We start from the raw sequence: 25,038 nt of genomic DNA on the forward strand, positions 1-25,038 counted from the left end.
CCCGCCCCCGCCCGTCACCCACCGCGAAGGTCAGGGCCGGGCCGGGGTGGTCACGGCTTGCGGGCCACGCCCGCCATCGCATGGGCCCTCGGCTCCTGCTCGGCCGTCTCCGGCGCCCGCCAGCGGTCGGCGAGCACCACTCCGGGCGCCACCAGATGCAGCCCGTGGAAGAAGGCCTCGATCCGCTCCGCCGGCCGCAGATGGTACGAGTCGGCGGACTGCTCGTTGTACGCACGGACCGCCGCGTTCAGCGTCTCGCTGGTGTCGATGCCGTCGCTGAGCACCAGATGGCTTCCGGGAGGCAGCGCCTCGACCAGCTCGTCCACCAGCCCCCACGGATTGTCCGAGTCGGGCAACTGCCCCATGATCCCCAGCAGGACCAGGCCGACCGGGCGGTCCAGGTCCAGGGTGCGGGCGGCGCCGGCGAGGATGGTCCGCGGGTCGCGGACGTCGGCCTCCAGATAGTCGCAGGAGCCCTCGGGGGTGCTGGTCAGCAGGGCGCGGGCGTGGGCGAGGACCAGCGGGTCGTGGTCGACGTAGACGATGCGGCTGTCGGGGGCGGCCCGCTGGGCGATCTCGTGGGTGTTGTCCGCGGTGGGCAGGCCGGTGCCGATGTCGAGGAACTGGCGTACGCCGGCCTCCTCGGTGAGGAAGCGGACGGCGCGGGCGAGGAAGCGGCGCTGGGTCCTGGCCACGGCGGCGAACTCGGGGAAGGCCCGCAGGATGAGGTCCCCGGCCTGCCGGTCGGGCGCGTAGTGGTCCTTGCCGCCGAGGATGTAGTTCCACACCCGGGCGGAGTGCGGCCGGTCGGTGCGGAGCCGGGCGGCGAGGCCGTCGGCGCCGGAGTCGCTCGGAGATGAGTCGCTCATGGGGAGAGCTTCACACACGCCGGGCGGGGCTTCCAGGCCACGGACGGGTGAGGCCGGGGCCGAACCGGGCCAATCCGGTTCTGGTCTGTTCGGACCAGCCCCGGTTTGCCCCCGGAGGCCGCCGGTTACCCCTGCCCCGTCGGCGGGCCGGGCCGCGTCCGCCGGGAGCCCGGCGGACGGAGAGGCCATGACGCAGGCCGGTGTGCAGGTCGAGATCCCGGCGCCCCCGGAGGCGACCCGGCGCCGGATGCGCGGCGCGCGCCGGCTGGTGGGCTATCTGACGACGACCGACCACAAGACCATCGGCAACATGTATCTGGCCACCGCCTTCTGCTTCTTCCTGCTGGCCGGGCTGATGGCGATGACGATGCGCGCCGAACTGGCAAGCCCCGGGCTGCAGTTCGTGACCAACGCCGAGTACAACCAGCTCGTCACCATCCACGGCACCATCATGATGCTGCTGTTCGCCACCCCCACCTTCGCCGGGTTCGCCAACGCGGTGATGCCCTTGCAGATCGGCTCCCCCGATGTGGCGTTCCCGCGGCTGAACGCGCTCACCTACTGGCTCTTCCTCTTCGGCGGGCTGGCCGTGGTGTCGGGTCTGGTGGTGCCGGGCGGCGCCGCGGGCTTCGGCTGGTTCGCGTACGCGCCGCTGAACAGCGCGGTCAACTCCCCTGGTGCGGGTGGGGACTTGTGGACGATGGGGCTGGCGGTGGCGGGGCTGAGCACCACACTGGGCGCGGTCAACTTCATCGCCACCGTGGTCTGTCTGCGCGCCCCCGGGATGACGATGTTCCGGATGCCGATCTTCACCTGGAACATCCTCTTCACCTCGATCCTGGCGCTGCTGGCGTTCCCGGTGCTGACGGCGGCGCTGCTGGTGCTGGAGGCGGACCGGAAGTTCGGGGCGCATGTCTTCGACGCGGCCAACGGGGGTGCGCTGCTCTGGCAGCATATGTTCTGGTTCTTCGGGCATCCGGAGGTGTACATCGTGGCGCTGCCGTTCTTCGGCATCATCACGGAGATCATCCCGGTGTTCAGCCGCAAGCCGGTTTTCGGCTATCTCGGGATGGTGGGCGCCACCATCGCCATCACCATGCTGTCGGCGTCGGTGTGGGCGCACCACATGTTCGCCACGGGGGCGGTGCTGCTGCCGTTCTTCTCCCTGCTGTCGTTCCTGATCGCGGTGCCGACCGGGGTGAAGTTCTTCAACTGGATCGGCACCATGTGGCACGGCAGCCTCTCCTTCGAGACGCCGATGCTGTGGGCCTGCGGCTTCCTGGTGACGTTCCTCTTCGGGGGTCTGACCGGGGTGCTGCTGGCCTCGCCGCCGCTGGACTTCCATGTCACCGACAGCTACTTCGTGGTGGCGCATCTGCACTATGTGCTGTTCGGGACGGTGGTCTTCGCGATGTTCGGCGGCTTCTACTTCTGGTGGCCGAAACTGACCGGCCGGATGCTGAACGAGCGCCTCGGCCGGATCCACTTCTGGCTGCTCTTCACCGGCTTCCAGACGACCTTCCTGGTGCAGCACTGGCTCGGCGCCGAGGGGATGCCGCGCCGCTATGCCGACTACCTCCCCGCGGACGGCTTCACCGTCCTCAACACGGTCTCCTCCGCCGGCGCCTTCCTGCTGGGCCTGTCCACCCTGCCGTTCCTCTACAACGTCTGGCACACCACGGTGTACGGGCGGAAGGTCGACTCCGACGACCCGTGGGGCTACGGCCGTTCGCTGGAGTGGGCCACGTCCTGCCCGCCGCCGCGGCACAACTTCCACGCCCTGCCCCGGATCCGATCCGACTCCCCCGCCTTCGAGCTGCACCACCCGGACGCCCCGCCCACCGGCGCCGAACCCGTGCGCACACAACCCGGTCCGGTACGGCGCGACGGGGGTGCGCGGTGAAGGCGGAGGCCCGGCTGTTCGCGGGGGTCGCGGCGTTCTTCCTGGTGACAGGCGGCGGATACGGCTGGTGGTCGCGGGAGCCGGCCGGGACCGCGGCGCTGGTGGTGGCGTTCCTGATGTCGACGCTGCTGTCGTTCTTCTTCGACCGTACGTACCGGCGGCGGGGGCTCAGGCCGGAGGACCGCGGGGAGGGGGAGGTGGCGGACCGGTCGGGACCGCTGGACTTCTTCCCGCCGCACAGCCCGTATCCGCCGGTGACCGGTCTCGGTGCGGTCGCCACGGCGCTCGGGGTGGTCTTCGGGCTGTGGTTGTTCGTGCTGGGGCTGGGGCTGCTGCTGGCCGGGGTGTTCGGGCTGGTCTTCGAGTTCGTACAGCGCGAGGAGTAGCGGGTGTTCAGCGCTCGCGGTGCTCGGGGGTCTCGGTGTCGCGGGCGGGTTCGCGTTCGGGGCCGGTGAGGGTCTTCGCCACGGTGTGCCGGCGCTCGGGCGGCAGCCGCAGCTCGATGCGGTCGCCGTAGTACCAGCGGCTGAGGGCGGTGCGGAGTCGGGCGGACCTGCCGCGTCCGGCGGGCAGGGGGTGCGGCAGGTCCCGGGCGACGAAGCGGTAGAGGCGGTCGGGGGCGACGGACGCGGGCTGCTCGCCGAGGGCGCCGTCGACACCCTGGGCGACCCGGCCGGTCTCCTCGCCGTGGAGCAGCCTGGCCCGCTCCCGGTACTGGAGGGCCAGGCAGACGCGCTTGGTGAGGAGGAACGCGGCCACCGGGCCGAGGATGACGCCGATCCGGAAGATCCAGGTGAGCGCGTTGACGGAGACCCGGAAGGAGAGCGCGGCGACGTCGTTGCCGCCGGCCAGCAGCAGTACCCCGTAGGCGACCAGGGCGGCCACGCCGAACGCGGTGCGGGTGGGGTGGTCGCGGGGCCGGTCGCAGAGGTGGTGCTCGCCGCGGTCTCCGGTGATCCAGCGCTCGAAGAACGGATAGGCGAAGAGCAGGGTGAAGAGCACTCCGGGCAGGACCACGGCGGGCAGCAGCACGTTCCACATCAGGGTGTGCCCGGCGACGTTGGTCTCCCAGGCCGGCATCAGTCTCAGGGCGCCCTCCAGGAAGCCGACGTACCAGTCGGGCTGGGCGTCGGTGGCGACCTGGTCGGCGCGGTAAGGGCCGTAGTTCCAGACGGGGTTGATCTGGGCGAGGGCGGAGAGCAGGGTGAGGGAGCCGGTGACGGTCAGGAACAGGCCGGTGGTCTTCACGGTGAACTGGGGGAACATCGGCTGGCCGACGGCGTTGCGGTTGGTGCGCCCGCGGCCGGGCCAGTGGGTGTGCTTGAGGTACACCACCAGGATGAGGTGGGCGGCGATCAGGGCGATCAGCAGCCCTGGCACGAAGAGCACATGCACCACATAGAGCCGCGGGATGAGGATGTGGCCGGGGAAGGTGCCGCCCCAGATGAAGAAGGCCAGATAGGTGCCGACGACGGGCACGGACAGCACGATGGTGTGGGCGGTGCGCAGTCCGGTGCCGGAGAGCAGGTCGTCGGGGAGGGAGTAGCCGCAGAAGCCCTCCAGCAGGGCCAGCAGGAAGAGGGTGACGCCGATGATCCAGTTGGTCTCGCGGGGTCTGCGGAAGGCGCCGGTGAAGAAGACCCGCAGCATATGGACGCCGATCGCGGCGAGGAAGACCAGCGCCGCCCAGTGGTGCAACTGCCGCAGCAGCAGCCCGCCCCGGACGTCGAAGGAGAGCCGCAGGGTCGAGGCGTAGGCCTGGCTCATGGGCTGGCCGCGCAGCGGGCGGTAGCTCCCGCGGTAGACGGTCTCGACCATGCTCGGGTCGAAGAAGAGGGTGAGGAAGGTGCCGGTGAGGAGCAGCACCAGGAAGCTGTAGAGGGCGAGTTCACCGAGGAGGAAGGACCAGTGGTCGGGGAAGGCCTTGCGCATCAGGGCCCGGCCGGACTCGGCCACGGGCAGCCGCCTGTCCAGTACGTCGAAGCCGGTCCGTGCCGCCTCGCCGGCCCGTACCGCCGCCTGTTCCCGCCGCGCGCCCCGCATACGTCCGCCCTTTCTGCCGACCGGCTCACGGACCGCGGCGCGGGCATGGGTAACCGGCCGCCGCCGGGCGCAATCCGGGTGTTGGTCGGATCGGCGGAATCGGGCGCCGCGGGCCGGCGGGGTCAGCGGCGGGTGCGGGGGACGACGACGGGGGAACCGTCGCCGGGGGCGCGCAGGATGTCCGCGTCGAGTTCGTACAGCTCCTTGACGAGGGCGGCGTCGACGGTCTCGGCGGGTGGGCCGTGGGCGACGATCCGGCCGTCCCTCATCGCCACCAGCAGGTCGGCGTAGCGGGCGGCGGCGGCCAGGTCGTGCTGGACCATGACGACGGTGCGGCCGTCGGCGGCGATCCGCCGCACCAGTTCGAGGACCTCCACCGCGTGGCCGGGGTCGAGGGCGCTGGTGGGTTCGTCGAGCAGGACGACGGGGGTCCGCTGGGCGAGGACCAGGGCGAGCCAGCAGCGCTGCCGCTGCCCGCCGGAGAGCCGGTCCAGGCGCCGGCCGGCGAGTGCGGTGGTGCCGGTGGCGTCGAGCGCCTCGGCCACCGCCTCCTCGTCGGCGCGGGACCACTGCCGCAGCAGCCCCTGGTGCGGATGGCGGCCGTACCGTACGAGCCCGGCGACGGTGACCGCTTCGGGGGCGCGGGGGGACTGCGGGAGGAGGGCGACGCGGTGGGCGGCCTGGCGCTGGGTCAGTTGCCACAGGTCGGCTCCGGCGGCGCGGACGGTGCCGGAGGTGGGGCGGTGCAGCCGGGCGAGGGCGCGGAGCAGGGTGGACTTGCCGCAGCCGTTGGGGCCGACGACTGCGGCCACCTGCCCTGCGGGGACGGCGAGTTGGACCCCTTCGACGACGGGCCGGCCTGGGTAGCCGGCGTGCAGGTCGTGCACATGCAGGCCGTCGGGGGTGGGAGTCGGTTCGGTCATGGGGGTGGGTCAGGCCTTTCCGGTGGTGCGGTCCGTGCGGAACAGGACCCAGAGGAGGAAGGGGCCGCCGAGGACGCTGGTGACGACCCCGACGGGGAGTTCGACGGGGGCCACGACCCGGCCGAGGGCGTCGGCCGCGACGACCAGGCAGGCACCGGTCAGCGCGGAGACCAGCACCGGGACACGGGTGGGTCCGGCGAGCCGCCCGGCGAGTACGGGGGCGGCCAGGCTGACGAAGGCGATGGGCCCGCCGACGCCGACGGCGACCCCGGCCAGTGCCACCGCGAGGGCGAGCGCACCGGCCCGCAGGGTGCGGGGGTCGGCGCCGAGGGAGGCGGCGGTCTCGTCGTCCAGGCGCAGCAGTTGGAGCCGGTGGCCGACGGCGAGGGTCGGGGCCAGCAGGAGCAGCAGGACGGCCAGCAGGGGGAGGCCGACGCCGCCGTCACGTCCGTTGAGGCTGCCGACGGCCCAGAGGAAGACGCCGCCCGCGGTGCTGTCGTTCTGACGGGACATCACCAGGTCGCCCACGGCGCCGAGGATGGTGGAGACGCCGATGCCGACGACCAGCAGCCGGTACCCGGCGGTGCCGGCGCCGCCCGCGCAGAGGACGACGAGGACGGCCGCGGCGGCGGCGCCGAGCGGGCCCAGCCACCACGCGCCGATCATGCCGGTGGCGGAACCGGCGGCGGTGGCGACCATGACGGCGGTGGTGCCCTCGTTGACGCCGACCAGGTCGGGGGTGGCGAGGCGGTTCCCGGCGAGGGTCTGGGTGAGGCAGCCGGCGGTGCCGAGGGCGGCGCCGACGAGCAGCCCGGTCAGTATCCGGGGCAGCCTGAACTCCCGTACCACCAGCACCGTTTGGGGGTCGCCGGTGCCGAGGAGGCCGCGGGCGGTGTCGGTGAGGGTCATCCCGGTGGAGCTGGCCGCCGCGGCGAGCAGCACCAGCAGCAGGAGGAGCGGCGCGAGCAGGGCGGCGGCGAGTGCGCTGCGGCGGGGGAAGAGCCAGGACAGGGTGCGGGTGCGGAGCACGGCGCTGTCGGGCGGGAGGGCGGCATCGGGGGTGGGGTGGTGGTTCATGCGGCGGCTCCCGCGGTGGAGAGCCGGGGGGAGCGGGCGATCCAGATGAGGAGCGGGCCGCCGACCAGTGCCAGCAGCACACTGACCGGTGTCTCCCAGGGGCGGATCACCACCCGGGCCAGGATGTCGGCCAGGATCATCACATCGGCGGCGACCAGTGCGGACAGCACCAGTTGGGCCGTCATCCGGGCCCCGGCCAGGGCGCGCGCCGCGTACGGGGCGAGCAGGCCGAGGAAGGCGATGGGGCCGGCCAGGGCGACGGCGCAGCCGGCCAGCAGGGCGACGGCGCCGGACACCACGAGCCGGACGCGGGCGGGGTGGTGGCCCAGGGAGCGGGCGCTGTCGTCGCCGAGGCCGAGGGCGGCGAGCGGGCGGGCGCAGCCGAGGGCGACGGCCAGTCCGAGGGCGGCGGGCGGCAGCAGCGGCAGCAGGGCGGAGGTCTCGACTCCGGCGAGGGAGCCGATGGTCCAGTACCGGTAGGTGTCGAAGGTGGAGCGGGTGCCGAGGAGGACGCCGGAGGTGAGGCCGTGGAAGGTGGCGCCGAGTGCGGAACCGGCGAGGACCAGCTTCAGCGGCGATCCCGCGGCGCGCACCGAGGCGGCGAGCAGCAGGACGACAGCGCTGGCGCCCGTTCCGCCGAGCAGGGCCCAGACCAGGAGCGCGGTGGGCGAGTCGACGCCGAAGAAGGTGAGGCCGCAGACGACGGCGAAGGCGGCGCCCGCGTTGACGCCGAGGAGTCCGGTCTCGGCGAGCGGATTGCGGGTGGCGGCCTGGAGGAGGCAGCCCGCGGTGCCGAGGCAGAGGCCGACGAGGACGGCGGCGAGGGTGCGCGGCAGGCGTACATCCCTTACGGCGAGGCGGAGTTGGGCGTCGGCGCGGGCCGCCGGGTCGCCGGTGAGGTAGTCCCAGGCGCGGCCGGTTCCCGCGGTGCCGGTGCCGATGAGGAGCGAGAGCAGGGCGAGAAGCAGCAGCAGGGCGAGCAGGGCGCCGCAGGCCCAGGGGATGCGGCGGGGTGCGGCCGGGAGGTGGGCGCGGGGGCGGATGGCGGCCGGTTCCGGCTTCCCCCCTTGAACAGTGAGCATTAGGTTAGCCTAACCTAAGTACGCAGCCGCCGGTCAGGGCGGCGTCACCTGGCGGAGCCATGCCCGATCCCGGGTCAACCGCCCTGCCCGGCAAGGCCGTTGACCGCACACCCGGGCCACCGACCACCGGGCCCGCCCGCACCCCGCTCGCCCAGCACACCCACGGAGAACCAGGCCATGCAGCCCACGCCGTTCCGCTCGTCCCGTCCCGCCCGACTCCGCTCCGCGGCCGCCGTCACCGCGGCCTGCGCCCTGGCCCTCACCGCCTGCGGTTCCGACGACGAGGGCGGCACCGGGAAGGGCGGGGGTGCCTCCGGTGACGTCCGCGTCAAGGACGCCGCCGGTACCGAGGTGCAGGTGCCCGCACACGCCCAACGGGTCGTCGCCCTCAGCGAGATGGACCTCGACGCCTCGCTGGCGCTCGGCGTCAAGCCGGTCGGGCTCACCGCGGGCCGCGGCCAGCAGGGCGCCCCCGAGTACCTCACCGACCAGGCCGAGGGCATACCGGTGGTGGGCGCCGTCACCGGTCCCGACATCGAGAAGGTCGCCCAGGCCAAGCCGGACGTCATCCTCGCCGGTCAGCTCGCCGACGGCCAAGTCCTCGCGCAGTTGCGGAAGATCGCGCCCACCGTCGTCACCATCGGCCGGGACAAGGACTGGAAGCAGGCCCTGGAACTGACCGGGAAGACCCTCGGCCGAAGCAACCAGGCCGGGAGGTTCCTCACCGACTACGACACCGAGGCCGGCGCCCTGCGCAAGGACCTCGGGAACACCGCGGACACCACCGTCTCGGTGGCCCGCTACTCCGCCAAGGGCACCGCCGTCATGCAGCAGGGCGTCTTCGTCAGCGACGTACTGAGGGACCTCGGCTTCAAGCGGCCCGGCATCCAGAACGACAAGGGCGAGGGCCACTCCACCCCCATCGGCGACGAGAACCTCAAGGAGATCGACGGGGACTGGCTCTTCATCGGCACCCTCTCCTCCACCGGGAAGGACGCCGGACTCCTCGGCGCGCTCCGGAAGAAGCCCGCCTACCGGCAGTTGAGCGCCGTCCGCGACGGTCACGCCACCGAGATCGACGGCTCCCAGTGGACCAGCCTCGGCGGCGCCCAGGCCGCCGTCTCCGTACTCGGCGACATCCGCAAGGCCATGGTCAAGTGAGCGCCGGAGCCGAACTCGCGGGCCGCACCGCCCTGGTGACCGGTGCCGCCCCCGGGATCGGGGCGGCCGTCGCCCGCACCCTCGCCGGCCGCGGGGCGCGCGTCCTCGCCACCGACCTCGACCCGGCCGGACCCGAAGTCACCGGCGACCGCGGCCGGATCACCGCCCGCACCCTCGACGTGACCGACCCGGCCGCCGTGGACCGACTCGTCGAAGAGGCCGAACACGCCCTGGGCGGGCTGGACATCGCCGTCAATGTGGCCGGGGTCCTCAAGCCGCCGCGTCCGGTGACCGAACTCGGCGACGCGGACTGGGCGGCCACCTTCGCCGTCAACACCGACGGCGTCTTCCATGTGTCCCGCGCCGCCGCACGCCGGATGGCGGCCCGCGGCCGGGGCAGCATCGTCACCGTCGCCTCCAACGCGGCCGGTGTCCCCCGCGCCGGTATGGCCGCCTACGCGGCCTCCAAAGCGGCCGCGGTGATGTTCACCAAGTGCCTCGGCCTGGAACCAGGCCGTGTCGCACACGGCGTGCGCTGCAACACCGTCTCCCCCGGCTCCACCCGCACCGCGATCCAGCGCGCCCTGTGGGCGGCCGGCGGCGCCCCCGACGAGGAGGCGGCCGCCCGGCAGATCATCGCCGGCGACCTCTCCGGGCACCGCACCGGCATCCCCCTCGGCCGGCTCGCCGAACCGCAGGACATCGCCGAGGCCGTCGCCTTCCTCGTCTCCGACCGCGCCCGCCACATCACCCTGCACGACCTGTATGTGGACGGCGGCGCCACCCTCCGCGCCTGACCACCGCTGACCACCCCCCAGCCAGCCAGGAGAACCAGATGCCCACCCCGCTCGGCGAACCCGCCGCCCCGCCCGAGACCACCGCACCCGGTACGGCGACCGCCCTGCTCAACGCCTACCGGCCCGGCACCGACCGCTTCCTCTCCTCCCCGCACCGCACCCTGCTGGCCCGTGGCACCAGAGCCGAAGTCCCGTACGACGAACGGCCGTTGACCCGGCGGGTGCGGTCCGTGCTGGCCGAGCGGCGGGCCGCGGGCGAACCGGAGCCGCTGGTCGCCGGGTCCGTACCGTTCGCCCCGGACGCGCCCGCCGTACTGGCCGTACCGGAGTCCGTGCGGTGGGCGCCCGCGCTGCGGCACGATCCGCTGATCGCGCTGCCGCCGCCCGCGCCCGCGCACACCGACTGGCGCATCCGGGAGGAGCCCGCCGCGGAGCGCTACACCGAGGCGGTGGCCGCGGCCGTGGCCCGGATGCGGGCCGGGGAACTCCGCAAGGCGGTCCTCGCCCGCACCCTCGAACTCACCTCCCCGCACCGGCCCGACCTGCCCGGACTCCTCGCCCGGCTCGCCCACCGCGACCCGGCCGGCTACACCTTCGCGGTGCCCAGCGGGTCCGGCCGCACCCTGGTCGGCGCCAGCCCCGAACTGCTGGTGTCCCGCTCCGGCGGACAGCTCCTCGCCAACCCCCTGGCCGGGACCGCGCCCCGCAGCGCCGACCTCGCCGAGGACGTCCAACGCGCCGCCGCCCTGCTGGAGTCGGCCAAGGACCTGGACGAACACGCCCTGGTGGTGGACGCCGTCCGGGAAGCCCTCGCCCCCTACTGCACCCGCCTCGACATCCCCGAACGCCCCACCCTGGTACGCACCGCCGCCCTCTGGCACCTCTCCACCACCGCCACCGGCACCCTCGCGGACCCCTCGGTGTGCGCCCTGGAACTCGCCCTCGCACTGCACCCGACACCCGCCGTCTGCGGTACGCCCACCGGGCCCGCCCGCCAACTCATCGCCGACGCCGAGCCGTTCGACCGCGGCGCCTACACCGGCGTCGTCGGCTGGCAGGACGCGGAGGGCGACGGGGAGTGGGTGGTGGCGATCCGCTGCGCCGAGGCCGAGGAGAACACCCTGCGGCTGTTCGCCGGGGCCGGTGTGGTCGCCGGCTCCTCCCCCGCCGCCGAGACCGCGGAGACCACCGCCAAGTTCCGCACCATGCTGGGCGCCGTCGGAGCCGCCCGATGACCACCACCGACAACGCCCCAGCGCCCGACGCGCCCACCTGGCCCGCCGAGTTCGCCGCCCGCTACCGTGCCGCGGGCCACTGGCGCGGGGAGACCTTCGGCGGGATGCTGCGGGAGCGGGCCGCCGCACACCCCGACCGCCTCGCCCTGGTGGACCCGGCGCCCGCACGCCGCACCTGGACGTACCGCCAACTCGACCGGCGGGCCGACTGGTTGGCCGCCGGATTCGCCGCGCGCGGCATCGGGCGCGGCGACCGGGTCGTGGTGCAACTCCCCAACATCGGGGAGTTCACCGAGGTGGTCTTCGCCCTGTTCCGCCTCGGCGCGCTCCCGGTGTACGCACTGCCCGCACACCGCGCCGCCGAGATGGCCTACTTCTGCTCCTTCACCGAGGCCGTGGCCTGTGTGGTGCCGGACCGGCACGCCGGGTTCGACCACCGCGGTATGGCCGGGGAGATCGCCCGCGGCACCCCCACCCTGCGCCACGTCTTCGTCGCGGGTGAGCCCGGCGAACACACCGCGCTCAGCCAAGTCCCCCTGGAGACGGGCTCGTTGCCGCCCGGCCCCACCCCCGGCGAGCTGGCCTTCCTCCAGCTCTCCGGCGGCACCACCGGCGTCCCCAAACTCATCCCGCGCACCCACGACGACTACCTCTACTCACTGCGCGGCTCCAACGAGATCTGCGGTGTGGACACCACCACCCGCTTCCTGGTCGCCCTGCCCGCGGCCCACAACTTCCCCATGAGCTCCCCCGGTTGGCTCGGAGTGCTGTACGCGGGCGGCACCGCCGTCCTCGCCCCGCGGCCCGACCCAGCCACCGCCTTCCCGCTGATCGAACAGGAACGCATCACCATGACCGGCCTGGTGCCCCCCATGGCCCTGCTGTGGACAGAGGCCGCCGCCGCAACCCAACTCGACCTGTCCAGCCTGGAGTTGGTGCTGGTGGGCGGCGCCAAGTACAGCGAGCAGGCCGCGCGCCGGCTGGAACCGGCCCTCGGCTGCCGGCTGATGCAGGTCTTCGGCATGGCCGAGGGCCTGGTCAACTACACCCGGCTGGACGACGATCCGGAGACCGTGGTCACCAGCCAGGGCCGCCCCATCTCCCCCGACGACGAGATCCGCGTCGTGGACGACGCCGACCAGGACGTACCCGAGGGCGCCTACGGGCATCTGCTGACCCGCGGCCCGTACACCATCCGCGGCTACTGGCGGGCGCCCGAGCACAACGCGCGGGCCTTCACCCCGGACGGCTTCTACCGCACCGGGGACATCGTGCGGCGGCTGCCCGGCGGGCATCTGGTGGTCGAGGGCCGCGCCAAGGACCAGATCAACCGGGGCGGCGAGAAGGTGGCACCGGAGGAGATCGAGAACATCCTGCTCGCCCACCCGGCCGTACGCGATGTGTCCGTGGTCCCCGTCGAGGACCCCTACCTCGGCGAACGCACCCGGGCCTGCGTCATCCTCCGCGAAGGCGAACCACCGCCCAGGCCCGCCGAGTTGAAGCGTTTCGTACGTGAACGCGGGGTCGCCGCCCACAAGGTGCCCGACCTGGTCGACTTCGTCGACACCTTCCCGCACACCGGGGTCGGCAAGGTCAGCAAGAACGGACTGCGCTCCACACCGAAGGCCCCCGGAGGACCGCAGCCGCACCCCCACGCCCCGCAGCAGTGAAAGGCCCCGCCATGCCCCTCCCCGCCATCGACCCCTACCCCCTGCCCACCGCCGACGAACTGCCCGGCAACCGGGTGTCCTGGACCGCCGACCCGGCCCGCGCCCTGCTCCTCGTCCACGACCTGCAACAGCACTTCCTCGGCGCGTTCCCCGCCGGCGAGCAGCCGTTGACCGGGATGCTCGCCAACACCGCCCGCCTGCTGGCCCGTTGCCGCTTCCTCGGGGTGCCGGTGGTGTACTCGGCGCAGCGCGGCGGGCAGAGCCCAGAGGAACGCGGCCTCCAACTCGACTTCTGGGGACCGGGCGTGGCCGACGACCCGGCGGCACTCGCGGTGCCCGAGGAGGTCGCCCCACTCGACGGCGAGACCGTCCTCACCAAGTGGAAGTACAGCGCCTTCACCCGCACCGGACTCGGCGCGCTGATGCGCGACTCGGGCCGCGACCAGCTCGTCGTGGCCGGGGTGTACGCCCATATCGGCGTCCTGGTCAGCGCCTGCGACGCCTGGACGCGCGACATCCAGGCGTTCGTCGTCGCCGACGCCGTCGCGGACTTCTCCCGCGCCGACCACGACCAGGCGCTGCGCTGGGCCGCCGGCCGCTGCGCCCGGGTCACCACCACCGACGCGCTCTTCCCGGAGGCCTGACCGATGCCCCCCACCCTGGACCGACTCCGCGCCGACATCGCCGACGTCCTCGGCGAGGACCCCGCGGACATCCCCCTGGACGAGAACCTGCTGGACCACGGCCTGGACTCGGTGCGCATCATGACGCTGCTGGAACGCTGGCGCCAACAGCACGGCGTACAGGCCGACTTCGCCGATCTCGCCGAGGACCCCGTACTCACCGCCTGGGCCCCGCTGCTGGGGGCCGTATGACCACGCCGACCACCACCGAACCGTCCACCGGGGTGCGGGAGACCGGGCCGGGGGCGGCCGGGGCGGTGCTGCCGCTGACCGCCGCGCAGACCGGGATGTGGTACGCGCAGGCCCTGGACCCCGGCAGCCAGGCGCAGAACACCGCGGAGTGCCTGGAGATCGACGGCCCCCTGGACCCGGACACCTTCGCCGCCGCCCTGGCACACATCACCGCGGAGTCCGACGCGCTGCGCATCCGCGTCCAGGACACCCCGGAGGGGCCGCGCCAGCGGCTGCTGCCGCACTCTACGACCCCGCTGACCGTGCTCGACCTGAGCGGCGGCGAGGACGCCGAGCAGCGGGCCGAGGAGTGGATGCGGGCCGATCTGGCGGTCCCCTTCGACCTGGCGGCCGGACCGCCGTTCCGGCACGCCCTGTTCCGCCTCGGCACCGGCCGCTGGTGGTGGTACCAGTGCATCCACCATCTGGCGATGGACGGCTACGGCTACTCGCTGCTGGTGCGCCGCACCGCGGAGGTGTACTCGGTGCTGGCCCGCGGCGAGGAGCCACCGCCCCGCGCCTTCGGCACCCTGGAGGACCTGGTCGCGGAGGACACCGGGTACCGCGCCTCCGCCGCCTTCGAGGAGGACCGGGCGTACTGGGCACGGGAGTTGGCCGACCGGCCGGAGGTGCCGCGGCTCGCCGGGCGGGGTGCGCTGCCCGCCAGGACGTTCCTGCGCAGCACCGCCGTACTCGGTCCCGAGGCCACCGCGAGGCTGCGCGGGCTGGCCGCCGAACTGCGCGCCATCTGGCCGGAGTTGGCCGTCGCGGCGCAGGCACTCTATCTGTCCCGGGCCACCGGACGGGACGAGGTGGTGCTCGGGCTGCCCCTGATGGGCCGCACCGGCTCCGCCGCGCTCAGGGTGCCCGGCATGGTGATGAACGTGCTGCCGCTGCGGCTCGCGCTCTCCCCCGCCGACACCCTCGCCGCACTGGTACGCCGGGTGGTGCTCGGGGTGCGCACCCTGCGCCGCCACCAGCGCTACCGCTACGAGGACATCCGGCGCGACCTGGGCCTCCTCGGCGAGTCCCGCCCCCTGGTCGGCCCGCTGGTCAACGCGATGCCCTTCGACTACGGCGCGGACTTCGCCGGCACCCCGGCCCGCGCCCGCAATCTGTCCGCGGGACCCGTCGAGGACCTCACCGTCAACCTCTACGACCGGGCCGACGGCCGCGGTCTGCGCATCGACCACGACGGCAACCCGGCGCTCTACACCCCGGCTGAGCTGGCCACCCACCAGGAGCGGTGGCTGCGGCTGCTGGAACGCCTCACCGAGGCCGCCCCGGACACCCCGCTGGCCGCGTTCGGTATCGCCACCGAGGCCGAACACGCCCTGGTCACCGAGGAGTTCAACCGCACCGCACGACCGGTGCCCGCCACCACCCTCATCGGCCCCATCGAGGCACAGGCCGCCCGCACCCCCGGCGCCCCCGCCCTGATCCACGCCGGACAGAGCCTGACCTACGGCCAACTCAACGCCCGCGCCAACCGCTTGGCCCGCCACCTCCAGCAACTCGGCGCCACACCGGGCACATTGGTCGCCGTGTCACTACCGCGCTCCGTCGACCTGGTGGTGTCCCTGCTCGCGGTACTGAAGGCGGGCGCCGCCTATCTGCCACTCGACCCGGACTACCCGGCGCGGCGGCTGGCCGGGATGCTGGCGGACGCCGACCCGGTGTGCGCCCTGGTCGACCGGCCCGAGCGGCTGCCGGACACCGAGACCCCCCAGGTCGTCCTGGACACCCTCGACGAGCAGACGCTCGCCGGGCACCCGCCGGTGGACCCGCCGCGGGCGCTGACCCCGGCCCACCCCGCGTATGTCATCTACACCTCGGGCTCCACCGGCCGCCCCAAGGGCGTGGTGGTGCCGCACTCGGCGATCGACAACCGGCTGCGGTGGATGCAGCACACCTACCAACTCACCCCCGGGGACCGGGTGTTGCAGAAGACACCATCGTCCTTCGATGTCTCGGTCTGGGAGTTCTTCTGGCCGCTGCGGGAGGGCGCCGCACTGGTACTGGCCGAGCCGGGCGGGCACCGCGACCCGGCGTACCTGGCCCGGCTGATCCGCGAACAGTCCATCACCACCTGCCACTTCGTACCGTCCATGCTCCAGGTCTTCCTCACCGAGGCGGACCCGGGCGCCCTAGGCCGTGTCGTTCGGATCTCCGTGGCGTCGCGTGCCCTGGCACGCCCTCGCGCTGCACCGGCCGAACACCCGAGTACGCCCAGTACGAGGGAGTCCGGCCGGCACACCGAGAGCACGCACCAGGACCCGCTCCTTCCTCCACGGAGATCCGAACGACACGACCTAGCCGGCTCCGGGCTGCGGCAGGTGTTCTGCAGCGGCGAGGCACTGCCCCGGCAGACCGCGGAAGCCTTCGCCCGCGCCCTGCCCGGCACCGCACTGCACAACCTCTACGGTCCGACCGAGGCCGCCGTCGACGTCACCCACCACACCTGCGAACCCGGCGCCGAGGGCCTGGTACCCATCGGCCGCCCGGTGTGGAACACCCGCCTGTATGTGCTGGACCAGGCCCTCCAGCCGTGCCCGCCGGGGGTACCGGGCGAGCTGTACCTCGCGGGGCGGCAACTCGCGGACGGCTATCTGGGGCAGCCCGAACTGACCGCGCAGCGGTTCCTCCGCGACCCCTTCGGACCGCCCGGCACCCGGATGTACCGCACCGGGGATCTGGCACAGTGGACGGAGGACGGTGAGGTGGTCTACCTCGGCCGCACCGACAACCAGGTCAAGTTGCGCGGCCAGCGCATCGAACTCGGCGAGATCGAGGCCGCGTTGAGCGCCCTGGACGCTGTCGACGGGGCGTGCGCCGTGGTCCGCGGCGACGCGCCGGGCGGGCAGCACCTGGTCGGCTATGTGACGGGCACCGCGGACCCGGAGGCGGCCCGGACCGAACTGGCGCGTGAACTGCCGGAGCACATGGTGCCGTCGGCGGTGGTCGTACTCGACGCCTTCCCCCTCGGCCCCAGCGGCAAGCTGGACCGGGGCGCGCTGCCCGCACCGGTCTTCACCGGCGGCGGCGCCGGGCGCGCGCCGAGCAGCCCCCAAGAGGCCTGCCTCACCGGGCTGTTCGGGGAGGTGCTGGGCGTGGAGCGGGCCGGCCCCGAGGACGCCTTCTTCGACCTGGGCGGCACCTCGCTGCTCGCGGTGCGCCTGGTGGCCCGTATCCGGGAGGAGTTGGGCGCGGAGCTGACCATCGGCGCCCTGTTCGAGGCGCCCACCCCGGCCGCCCTCGCCGGGCGCCTCACCGGTGCCGCCCCCGCCGCCGGGGACGCCGCCCTCCGAGAGCTGCTGCCACTGCGCACCGGCGGTGACCGCCCCCCGCTGTTCGCCTTCCACCCGGCGGGCGGCCTCGCCTGGTGCTACGCGGGCCTCACCGCCCGCCTGGACCGGCGGCAGCCGCTGTACGGGGTGCAGGCGCCCGCACTGAGCGGCGGGCCGCTGCCGCCGGCCCTGCGGGCGCAGGCCGCCGGATATGTACGGCGGATCCGCGAGGTGCGGCCGCACGGCCCGTACCGGCTGCTGGGCTGGTCGGTCGGGGGGATCCTGGCGCACACCGTGGGGGTACTGCTCCAGGAGGCCGGGGAGGAGGTCCAACTCCTGGCGCTGCTGGACGCGTTCCCCGCCGAGCAGTGGCGCGCGCGGCCCGCACCCGAGGAGGGCGACGCGCTGACCGCGGTGCTCCGGATGGCCGGTTTCGAACGGTCCGGTGAGCGGACCCGGGAGGACGTACTGGCAACACTGCGGCGGGCGGGCAGTCCGCTGGCCGGGCTGGGCGAGCGGGCGCTGGCCGCGATCGTCGACGTGGTGCCGCACCACGCCCGGCTGATGCGGGAGCACCGGCACGACCGCTTCCACGGCGATGTCCTCTTCATCACCGCCGCCGCACCCCGCCCCGAGGACTGGCTCCACCGGGAGGCGTGGCGCCCGCACCTCACCGGCACCCTCACCAATCTGGACCTGGACTGCACCCACCCGCAGCTCCTCCAGGACCGGTGGCTGGACACCGTCGGCACCGCACTCGCGACCCGCCTGGCCGAACTCGACGGGTGACCGGTCCGGCCCCGCCCGGGTCAGCCGCCACCCAGCAACTCGACCAGCCCGTCCGCGAGTTCGGTACGCCAGCACAGATAGTCATGGCCGCCGTTGAACTCGCGGTACACGGCGTCCCGGTAGCCGGCGGCGGCGAGGGTGTCCCGCAGCCGGTGTGCCGCGGGCAGCGCCACCCACTCCTGCTCACCGAAGGAGAGCCGGAACCGCACCGGCAGCCGCGGCCCCCGGGCGAGGGCGCCGGTGAGCCACTGGGAGCGGTGGTCCGCGGGCCACCAGAAGGAGCCCGACTGGGCCAGTACCGCGCCGAACCGGTGCGGCGCCCGGCAGGCGGTGTAGGCGGCGGTGAGCCCGCCCAGGCTCTGCCCGGCGATCACGGTGCGCGCCGGGTCCGTGGTCAGCGGGAGCCGGGCGGCGGCCCACGGCAGGAGTTCCCCGGTGAGGAAGTCCGCGAACTCCGGCCGGCAGGTCATGTCGGCCCACCGCCGCGCCGGGTCCACCGACTCCGGGAGTACGGCGGCCAGCGGCGGGATCCGGCCATCGGCGATCAGGTTGTCCAGCAGATGGGCCAGCCCGAGCCGCGACTGCCAGTGCTCACCGTCGAGCAGCACCAGCACCGGCAGCCCCTCCGGGTCGGCGGGCGCGGTGGCGGGCGGTGTGTAGAGCCACACATGGCGGGAGGCACCGGGCAGCAGATGGCGTTCCGCGGTCCCACGGGGCACCCCGGCCCGAGGCTCCCAGTCGGCCCCCTCCGGCGCCCCGGGCAACGCCGCCCAGGGCACCGGCTCCCCACCCCAACGCCGGGGCAGCGTACGGGAGTTGTACCGGTCGGGTCGGTGCCGGGTGCGCAGGGCCTGCCAGTGGGCGGGGCTGCCGGGGGGCTCGGGCAGGGGCTCCTCGCCGTCGTCGGCACAGAGGTCGTAGCTGCCGTACCAGTCCTGGCGCAGCCGTACCGTCCAGTGCCAGACGTCGGTGCCGGGGGCGCGCCGCATCAGGTTGGCCTCGGGGGCGCGGGGGTCGGTGAGCTTGTTGGGCAGGGCCAGTACGGCGCGGGTGTGCGGGGTGCCGCGGTGGAGAAAGGTGACGGCGCAGTGGTCGGCGCTGCCCTCCGGGTCGGGTCCGATCAAGGGGGTGCCGCGGCGGCGCGCCTCGGCCCAGAACTCCAACTCGGCTCCGGGGGCGGGGAGTTCGCAGACGGGATCGGGAAGCAGGGGCAGCGGGTGGGGGCGGGCGAGGCGGGGCGGGTGGTGCGGGGCACCGGTGGGCGGGGCCGCCAGTACGGCCGAGGTGGATCGCATCTACTTAGGGTCACCTAACTTCTCAGGTGGAAACTAAGGCAAGCCTAAGTTAAGTTGCTCGGGACCCGCCTCCTCGGGGGAGGCGCGACCGCCTTGGAGAACGACACCGCATGTCCCCAACACCCCGCAGAACCAGGCCCGTTCACCCCCTACGCCGACTCCGCCGCACCGCCGCCACCGCCGTCGCCCTCGCCGCGGGAAGCACCGTCGCCCTCACCGGCACCGCCACCGCTCAGCCGCAGCAGACCGGCCACCGGACCCCCGTCGTTGACTCCACGCCGGTCGCCAAGGGCCTTTACCAGTCCGCCTATTCGGAGCGGAACCACGTCCTGTGGGCCACCACCGCCGTGGGCCGCCCCCCGGTCACCGAATCCGCCCTGCTGAAGCTGGACCCGCACACCCTCGCCGTACGCGGCAGCCACACCCCGCCCGTCACCGACCAGGAGACCGGCGCCATGGAAGCCGTCTACGGGGTGGCCGTGGACGACGAGCACGACACCGTCTGGACCACCAACACCCGCGACGACTCGGTGGCCGTCTACAGCCAGCGCACCGGCCGCCACCTCGCCACCCTGCCGAACGTGCCGCACGCCCGCGATGTCGTCGTGGACGAGCGCCACAACACCGCCTGGGCCAGCGGCTTCGGCGACGGCAGCGTGATCGGCTTCGACACCCGCACCTTCAAGGAGAAGAAGCGGATCACCGTCGAGGGCGCCGGACCCACGGGCCTCGCGCTGAACAAGCGCACCGGCACCGTCTACGCCGCCGACCTCAACGGCAACCGCGTCATCGCCGTCTCCCCGTACGCCAACAAGCCCCACTTCGCGCCCGCCGGCGAGGGACCGATCTCGGTGGCCCTCTCCCGCGACGGCCGCACCGCCTACACCACCGACCAGACCGCGGGCACCCTCTCCGTGGTCGACCTGCGCCGGAACGCCGTCATCCGCACCGTCCCGACCGGCGAGGGCCCGCTCTCCGCCGCCACCGACCCGCGCACCGGCAACGTCCTGGTCGCCCATCGCGCCGACGGCAACGCGAGCATCGTGGACCCCCGCCGCGGCACCGTCCTGCACACCCTCGCCACCGGCGCCAACCCCAACCACATCACTGTCCACGGCCGCACCGCCTACATCACCACCAAGTCCGCCGCCGGGCCCGAGTCCCAGGACGAACTGACCCGCGTTCACCTCACCCGCCGCTGAACCCACCCCTGCCGAACTCCGCCGGGCGCACACCTCACCGCACCCGGCGGAGTTCCGGCATGTCCGGACACATCCGCCAAGAACGGCCCCCGCAAGGCGAGTTCTCCACCGGGCGGCGGAGCGACATCACGACGCCCATCAACCAGATCACGCCATTCCCCGCCCAAACCCGTTGCGTTTGCAACGCGACACAGGAGATGATGTTGCGCGGGCCGGGAGGCCGAGGCGACACCACCACGTCCTGCCGATCCCGCAGCCACAGCACACAACGCGCTTACGGGGGCAGGGAAATGAAGTTTGACATGGGGTCGACCACCTTGTCGGACCTCGGCAGGAGCACCGTCGGTTCGACGGACGACCTCGGCACCCTCATCAGGTGGCTGATCCAGGCGGCCGAGCCCCTGGAAGGCAAGTTCAACGGGGCGGGGAAGACCACCTTCGACCAGTTCAAGCTGCACGCCGACGAGATCACCCACGATCTGAACAGCGCGCTGAACGCGATCCTGGGCGGCCAGTCCGGTATGGACACCGCATTCGGTACCGGTGACACGGAGTTGGGGGACAACGCCCACCAGAACATGGGCGCCGCCAACTTCGACGCGGCCCGCTTCGGCGCCCGCTGAGCACCCGCTCCCTCGATTCGCACGTACCTTCACAAAGGGGAACCAGACCATGCCCAGGAACGACGACCGCCGCTCGTACGACACCGCCGCATCGGGCGATGTACAGGGCAATCTGCAAGGCGTCATCGCCCAGTTGGAACGCGTCCTCACAGACCGCGACCGCGCGGTGAAGGCTGCGATGGCCGACTTCACCGCGGACGGCGTCGCCGACGACTACCACGGCAAGGAGACCCGCTGGCACAGCGCCGCCAGCGAGGTCCGCGAGATCATCCGGCTGGTGCACCGGACGCTGGGCCAGAACGACGGCACGGCCCACTCCACCCTGGCCAAGGCCCGCGCCGCCGTCGACAACATCGGCTGACCACACGGCCGCACAGATTCACGGGGGTTGGGCATGACGGCGTGGGACATCACGACATCCGGCGTGCAGTTCGTGACCTCGCTGGTCGAGGACGCCATGGACGACATGGCCAAGGACGTCAAGGCGTACAGCAAACACCTGCGAAGCGCGGGCGGCGCGGCCGGCACCATCGTCGGCGCTCACTGCGGGGCCGCACCCACCGGTCCCATCGAGGCCGCGCTGTCCCTCTTCGCCGAGAAGACCAGGGGCGATGTGCTCTTCCTCGGCGCCCGTGCCGCGAAATCGGTGAACGGCGCACGTGAGGCCACCGCCTACTACGTCCTCGGGGATCTGGAGATGGCCGCCGAGACGCAGCACAAGGCCCTCGCCGCACCGAAGATCGACATGCCGGGTCAGGGCGAGGGCACCGGGCAGGGCAGGGGGCACCGCAAGCCGTGATCAACCCCTCCGGCATACCCCAATTCACCGGCGACTTCGAGCAGTTGGACAAGGACGTCTCCGGCCTGCGCAAGGACGCCGTCGGCATCCGGGGCGGCGGCACGGACGTGCACTCCCGCTTCCAGATGCTCGGCGCGTACTACACCGCACCCGAGGCCGACGAACTGTTCGCCACCACCCAGCCCGTCATGGACAAGGCCGACACCTTCGCCGCCAAGCTGGAGACGGTGGCCGACGCACTGGACACCTTCGCCGCCGAGGCCCGCCCGCTCGCCCTGCGCCTGGAGCAACTCAAGGCGGATGCCCTGGAGTTCACGGCAAGCGTCGAGGGCGACGACGACTGGACCGAGGACCAGGACAAGACCGACCGGAACAAGGAACTGGTCGACGGCGCCTCCGCCACCACATTCGCCTTCGAGGAAGCGGAACGCAGAGCCGCCGGCAAGATCTCGGCCCTCGTGGGCGGACCGGCTTTCGTCACCGACCACGGAAGCGGCTTCTACGACCGCAACACGGTGACCTACGGCCGGGACCTCGAACTCCTCAAGAACGCCGACGAGTTGCCCTGGGGCAGTGCGGATGAGCAGACCCACGAGGCCTGGAGCTCCGGCTGGTTCGCCCACAGCACCAAGAGCTTCGTCTGGGACGGCATCTACCACGACGGCATCGAAGCCGGCCTGAGCGGACTGTGGACAATGGCCGGCGGCAACGGCGGGAGTGCGGCGAGCGAGGCCTGGGGCGGCCTCAAGGACGTCGTCACCGGAGTCGGCCTCTACACCCTCACCCCGTACGACGCCGCCATGGACTGGGCGTTCGGCCCCGACCAGGAGAGCGCCGACGAGATCAGGGCGAAGAAGGCGGCCAAGGAGTTCGGCAAGGCCCTGGTCGCCTGGGACCAGTGGCAGGAGAACCCGACCCGCGCCGCGGGCACCGCCTCATTCAACATCCTCACCCTCGGCGTGGGCCCACTGACGGCCATCTCCCGGACGAGCGAGATCGGCGCCGTCGCCAAGGGCGCACGCGCCGCCGCCACGATCGGCGAAGTCATGGACCCGCTCTCCCTCACCCTCAAAGCCACCAGCAAGGCCGCCACCACCCTCCCCAAACTCTCCGACCTGACCTCCCGCATCTTCAACAGCGCCGAAACCACCGGGAACGCCGGACGCGTACACAGCGTCATCGAACTCGAAGACGGCTCCAAAGTCGTCATCGAGAACGGCGAGTTCATCGCTTATGACGGGCACGGCGAAATGGTCCACGGTGCGCCAGGACAAGAGGAATCCGTCTCCGCATCAGATGCACCAGAGAATGCCGAGGTTCGTGATCAGGAGTTCGCCCGGTCCGGAGCGGTGTCTCGGGTCCCTGAGAGTGCCTCCCATGGAGACAGCGGACTTCCGGCTCACACGGGTATCGAGACATCCGCGCACTCCGGCGGGCCTGAAGCGACCACCCGTGACCGTGTCGATACGGGCCCTGCAGGTGGCGGGGGCAGGAATCCAGAAGGCCCTGAACACGGCAGCGAAGACGCGGCGGCCGAGGGCGACCTCGATATCCCGGAGCAGCGTCCGACCCCCGAGCGCCCTAGTCTCATGCACGAGGGTCCGAATCCTTACGGACCTCGCGGTTCACTCACCCGGGAGCAGATCGAGGAGATTCAGGTATACCGGGCAAATCATGAGCCCGGATACATCGAGCATTATTACAGAATAAATGGAACACGCCGCTTTCTGAATATCCATGACGAGAGCGGCTTTACACCGCCGCATCTACATCGCCCGTCGGAACACGCCCCTTGGGTTCGCGCCAAGGATGTCCCAGAACCACCCGAACCGCATTTCCTGGACGCCGATTACATCCGGGCGGGAGAGGATACTGTAACCAGTCCGGTTCGACGACAAGCCTTGGAAGAGGCCGCACAGAAGCGTCACCTCGCCGTTCAGTGGGATCACACGGTGGAGAGGTGGAAAGAAGACACAGGTGCCGCCCATCAGCTCCACGACACAATTGATTCGGCAGCCCAGTGGAGCGAGGCCAAGGGGGCGTACAAGGAGTCGCACACCTCGATGGGGTACGCTGCCGAGGAGTTCGGCGATAAGGCGGCCAGATATCACTACATGGCCGAGCGCTACCCGGACTTCCAGGAACAACATCTACTCGGACCGAAAAACGGTAATGACCAGTTCGATCAAGTATGGAAGCACAGGGACGGCCGGATAGTTGTCATCGAAGCGAAGAGCAGCCCCGACACCAGACTGGGTAAACGTACCCTCGAGGACGGTCGACGAGTATCCCAGGGGAGCCAGGAATACTTCCACGACATCATAGGGCTGATGATTGGTCGTGGGGAAATCAGTCTCGCGAGGGACATCAGAAAGGCGCTCGCGCAAGGCAAGCTAGAATACGTCCTCGTCCGGGGCGAGAAGAACTCCGGGACGTACGCCGGCCATCAATTTCGCCGGTTCGACATCAGCAGGGGGACGCTCTCTTGACCACCATGATCGCCCGGCACCAGGTGCCGAGGCCCGACCCCGAAGGTTATGCCGAGCAACTCGGTCTCTATCTGGCCGAGGAGATCGACGATCTCGAAGAGTCTCCGGAAATGATCGACCTCGCTTTCGGCACGGCTCTCCAGAACCTGCGCTCTCGCTGCCTCGTCGATCCGGATGCGGGGGCTGTCGAGACCTGGGAAGCCGCGATCAACGCCATGCAGATCGGCTCGGCGTTCTTCACCATGACCGGCATCGGCGAGGCGAGCGTCCAGTGCCGTATCAATGGGAGAGCGCGGTCTCTTCCCCTTATCGGGCCCAGGTCGACCGCGGACGCGGGAACCTGGCTCAACGCTTTCTGGCTGGCTGTGATCTGCCGTGAACAGCGACGGATGACGCAACTCTGTGAAATCCCGCTGGAGCGACTCCGCTCGCCGGAGGGACAGTACGACGAGTACATCTACCACTGGGTGGACACCCTCCAGACTTACTGGTTGCGCCGCCCGGGACTGGTGGAGAAACTCACCTCCACACTCCAGGCATCGGACCCGTCCGTAGCCCGGATCGCCCCACGCGACCTCTTGGACGGCCTGCTCTACCCGCCGATCAACCTCTTCTACCACTTCGTACGCAGGGACGAAGCGGGCTTCAGTCCCGCCTTGGTTGAGGCCTTGAAGTTGCACAAGCTGTACTGGACTTCGGATGAGGACCGGCAAGCCCGACTCGACGGCAGCATCGCCCTCGGCCCCCTCGCCATCGCATGTCTGGCATACGACGGTCGAATCCCGATCGAGGTGGAATCCGAATACCTCCCCAAGCACCTCCTTCAGCACGATTGGCTCGGGGAGTTCCCGACGTGATCGAGAACGGCGAGCGGTAGGAC

21 protein-coding genes are annotated in these 25,038 nt (G+C 72.0%); 15 read left to right on the forward strand and 6 right to left on the reverse strand.

What is annotated here, in order from left to right:
* Window positions 1-50: 50 nt before the first annotated feature.
* On the reverse strand, window positions 51-869 hold the full coding sequence (locus tag ACFVST_RS12850; RefSeq protein WP_390149761.1) for an SAM-dependent methyltransferase: 819 nt from the start codon (window positions 867-869) through the stop codon (window positions 51-53).
* A 247-nt stretch (window positions 870-1,116) separates the two neighbouring features.
* Here ACFVST_RS12850 and ctaD point away from each other — a divergent pair, with 247 nt between their 5' ends.
* Window positions 1,117-2,772, forward strand: coding sequence for a cytochrome c oxidase subunit I (gene ctaD, locus ACFVST_RS12855; protein ID WP_390149878.1), 1,656 nt, complete (start codon window positions 1,117-1,119; stop codon window positions 2,770-2,772).
* On the forward strand, window positions 2,769-3,158 hold the full coding sequence (locus ACFVST_RS12860) for a cytochrome c oxidase subunit 4 (RefSeq protein WP_390149763.1): 390 nt from the start codon (window positions 2,769-2,771) through the stop codon (window positions 3,156-3,158). Before ctaD ends, ACFVST_RS12860 begins: the two co-directional genes overlap by 4 nt.
* Window positions 3,159-3,165: 7 nt before the next feature.
* Here ACFVST_RS12860 and ACFVST_RS12865 read toward each other — a convergent pair whose 3' ends face one another.
* The 4 genes from ACFVST_RS12865 to ACFVST_RS12880 form a co-directional block, all read right to left on the reverse strand.
* Window positions 3,166-4,815, reverse strand: a complete 1,650-nt coding sequence (locus tag ACFVST_RS12865; RefSeq protein ID WP_390149765.1) for a cytochrome bc complex cytochrome b subunit — start codon at window positions 4,813-4,815, stop codon at window positions 3,166-3,168.
* A gap of 122 nt (window positions 4,816-4,937) precedes the next feature.
* Window positions 4,938-5,738 carry an ABC transporter ATP-binding protein gene (locus ACFVST_RS12870; protein WP_390149767.1) on the reverse strand — a complete coding sequence of 267 codons (801 nt, stop codon included), beginning with the start codon at window positions 5,736-5,738 and terminating at the stop codon, window positions 4,938-4,940.
* 9 nt (window positions 5,739-5,747) lie between these two features.
* Entirely contained in the window at window positions 5,748-6,815 is a 1,068-nt protein-coding gene (locus tag ACFVST_RS12875) for a FecCD family ABC transporter permease (RefSeq protein WP_390149769.1), read from the reverse strand.
* Window positions 6,812-7,897 carry a FecCD family ABC transporter permease gene (locus ACFVST_RS12880; RefSeq protein ID WP_390149771.1) on the reverse strand — a complete coding sequence of 362 codons (1,086 nt, stop codon included), beginning with the start codon at window positions 7,895-7,897 and terminating at the stop codon, window positions 6,812-6,814. The genes ACFVST_RS12875 and ACFVST_RS12880 overlap by 4 nt, the downstream gene beginning before the upstream one ends.
* A gap of 177 nt (window positions 7,898-8,074) precedes the next feature.
* On the opposite strand from ACFVST_RS12880, the gene ACFVST_RS12885 reads away from it, so the two are divergent.
* Genes ACFVST_RS12885 through ACFVST_RS12915 form a run of 7 tightly spaced genes read left to right on the forward strand, consistent with a single transcriptional unit; the run spans window position 8,075 to window position 17,750 of the window.
* A complete protein-coding gene (locus tag ACFVST_RS12885; RefSeq protein WP_390149773.1) occupies window positions 8,075-9,058 on the forward strand; it encodes an ABC transporter substrate-binding protein in 984 nt (327 codons plus the stop codon).
* Window positions 9,055-9,855 (forward strand): 2,3-dihydro-2,3-dihydroxybenzoate dehydrogenase, encoded by an 801-nt coding sequence (locus ACFVST_RS12890; RefSeq protein WP_390149775.1) that lies wholly within the window; start codon window positions 9,055-9,057, stop codon window positions 9,853-9,855. Before ACFVST_RS12885 ends, ACFVST_RS12890 begins: the two co-directional genes overlap by 4 nt.
* 38 nt (window positions 9,856-9,893) lie before the next feature.
* Window positions 9,894-11,090: an isochorismate synthase gene (locus ACFVST_RS12895; protein WP_390149777.1), complete on the forward strand. Its 1,197-nt coding sequence runs from the start codon at window positions 9,894-9,896 to the stop codon at window positions 11,088-11,090.
* Window positions 11,087-12,760 (forward strand): (2,3-dihydroxybenzoyl)adenylate synthase, encoded by a 1,674-nt coding sequence (locus ACFVST_RS12900; protein ID WP_390149779.1) that lies wholly within the window; start codon window positions 11,087-11,089, stop codon window positions 12,758-12,760. The genes ACFVST_RS12895 and ACFVST_RS12900 overlap by 4 nt, the downstream gene beginning before the upstream one ends.
* A gap of 11 nt (window positions 12,761-12,771) precedes the next feature.
* Window positions 12,772-13,404, forward strand: coding sequence for an isochorismatase family protein (locus ACFVST_RS12905; RefSeq protein WP_390149781.1), 633 nt, complete (start codon window positions 12,772-12,774; stop codon window positions 13,402-13,404).
* Window positions 13,405-13,407: 3 nt separating this feature from the next.
* Window positions 13,408-13,635, forward strand: coding sequence for a phosphopantetheine-binding protein (locus ACFVST_RS12910; RefSeq protein ID WP_390149783.1), 228 nt, complete (start codon window positions 13,408-13,410; stop codon window positions 13,633-13,635).
* Window positions 13,632-17,750: an AMP-binding protein gene (locus tag ACFVST_RS12915; protein ID WP_390149785.1), complete on the forward strand. Its 4,119-nt coding sequence runs from the start codon at window positions 13,632-13,634 to the stop codon at window positions 17,748-17,750. The genes ACFVST_RS12910 and ACFVST_RS12915 overlap by 4 nt, the downstream gene beginning before the upstream one ends.
* Window positions 17,751-17,770: 20 nt before the next feature.
* Here ACFVST_RS12915 and fes read toward each other — a convergent pair whose 3' ends face one another.
* Window positions 17,771-19,045 (reverse strand): enterochelin esterase, encoded by a 1,275-nt coding sequence (fes, locus tag ACFVST_RS12920; RefSeq protein WP_390149787.1) that lies wholly within the window; start codon window positions 19,043-19,045, stop codon window positions 17,771-17,773.
* Between the two features lie 110 nt (window positions 19,046-19,155).
* Between fes and ACFVST_RS12925 the strand changes: the two genes are divergently transcribed.
* The 6 genes from ACFVST_RS12925 to ACFVST_RS12950 all read left to right on the forward strand — a co-directional run bounded on the left by ACFVST_RS12925 (window position 19,156) and on the right by ACFVST_RS12950 (window position 25,015).
* Window positions 19,156-20,247: a YncE family protein gene (locus tag ACFVST_RS12925; protein ID WP_390149789.1), complete on the forward strand. Its 1,092-nt coding sequence runs from the start codon at window positions 19,156-19,158 to the stop codon at window positions 20,245-20,247.
* A gap of 290 nt (window positions 20,248-20,537) precedes the next feature.
* Window positions 20,538-20,870 carry a hypothetical protein gene (locus tag ACFVST_RS12930; protein ID WP_390149791.1) on the forward strand — a complete coding sequence of 111 codons (333 nt, stop codon included), beginning with the start codon at window positions 20,538-20,540 and terminating at the stop codon, window positions 20,868-20,870.
* 49 nt (window positions 20,871-20,919) lie between these two features.
* Complete coding sequence (locus ACFVST_RS12935) at window positions 20,920-21,231, forward strand: pore-forming ESAT-6 family protein (RefSeq protein ID WP_390149793.1); 312 nt, start codon at window positions 20,920-20,922, stop codon at window positions 21,229-21,231.
* 33 nt (window positions 21,232-21,264) lie between these two features.
* Window positions 21,265-21,669 (forward strand): DUF6507 family protein, encoded by a 405-nt coding sequence (locus tag ACFVST_RS12940; protein ID WP_390149795.1) that lies wholly within the window; start codon window positions 21,265-21,267, stop codon window positions 21,667-21,669.
* Window positions 21,666-24,158, forward strand: a complete 2,493-nt coding sequence (locus ACFVST_RS12945) for a hypothetical protein (protein WP_390149797.1) — start codon at window positions 21,666-21,668, stop codon at window positions 24,156-24,158. Before ACFVST_RS12940 ends, ACFVST_RS12945 begins: the two co-directional genes overlap by 4 nt.
* Window positions 24,155-25,015 (forward strand): immunity 49 family protein, encoded by an 861-nt coding sequence (locus ACFVST_RS12950; protein WP_390149799.1) that lies wholly within the window; start codon window positions 24,155-24,157, stop codon window positions 25,013-25,015. Before ACFVST_RS12945 ends, ACFVST_RS12950 begins: the two co-directional genes overlap by 4 nt.
* Window positions 25,016-25,038: the final 23 nt, after the last annotated feature.

This window comes from Streptomyces sp. NPDC058045 (assembly GCF_042885635.1).
Classification (GTDB): Bacteria; Actinomycetota; Actinomycetes; order Streptomycetales; family Streptomycetaceae; genus Streptomyces.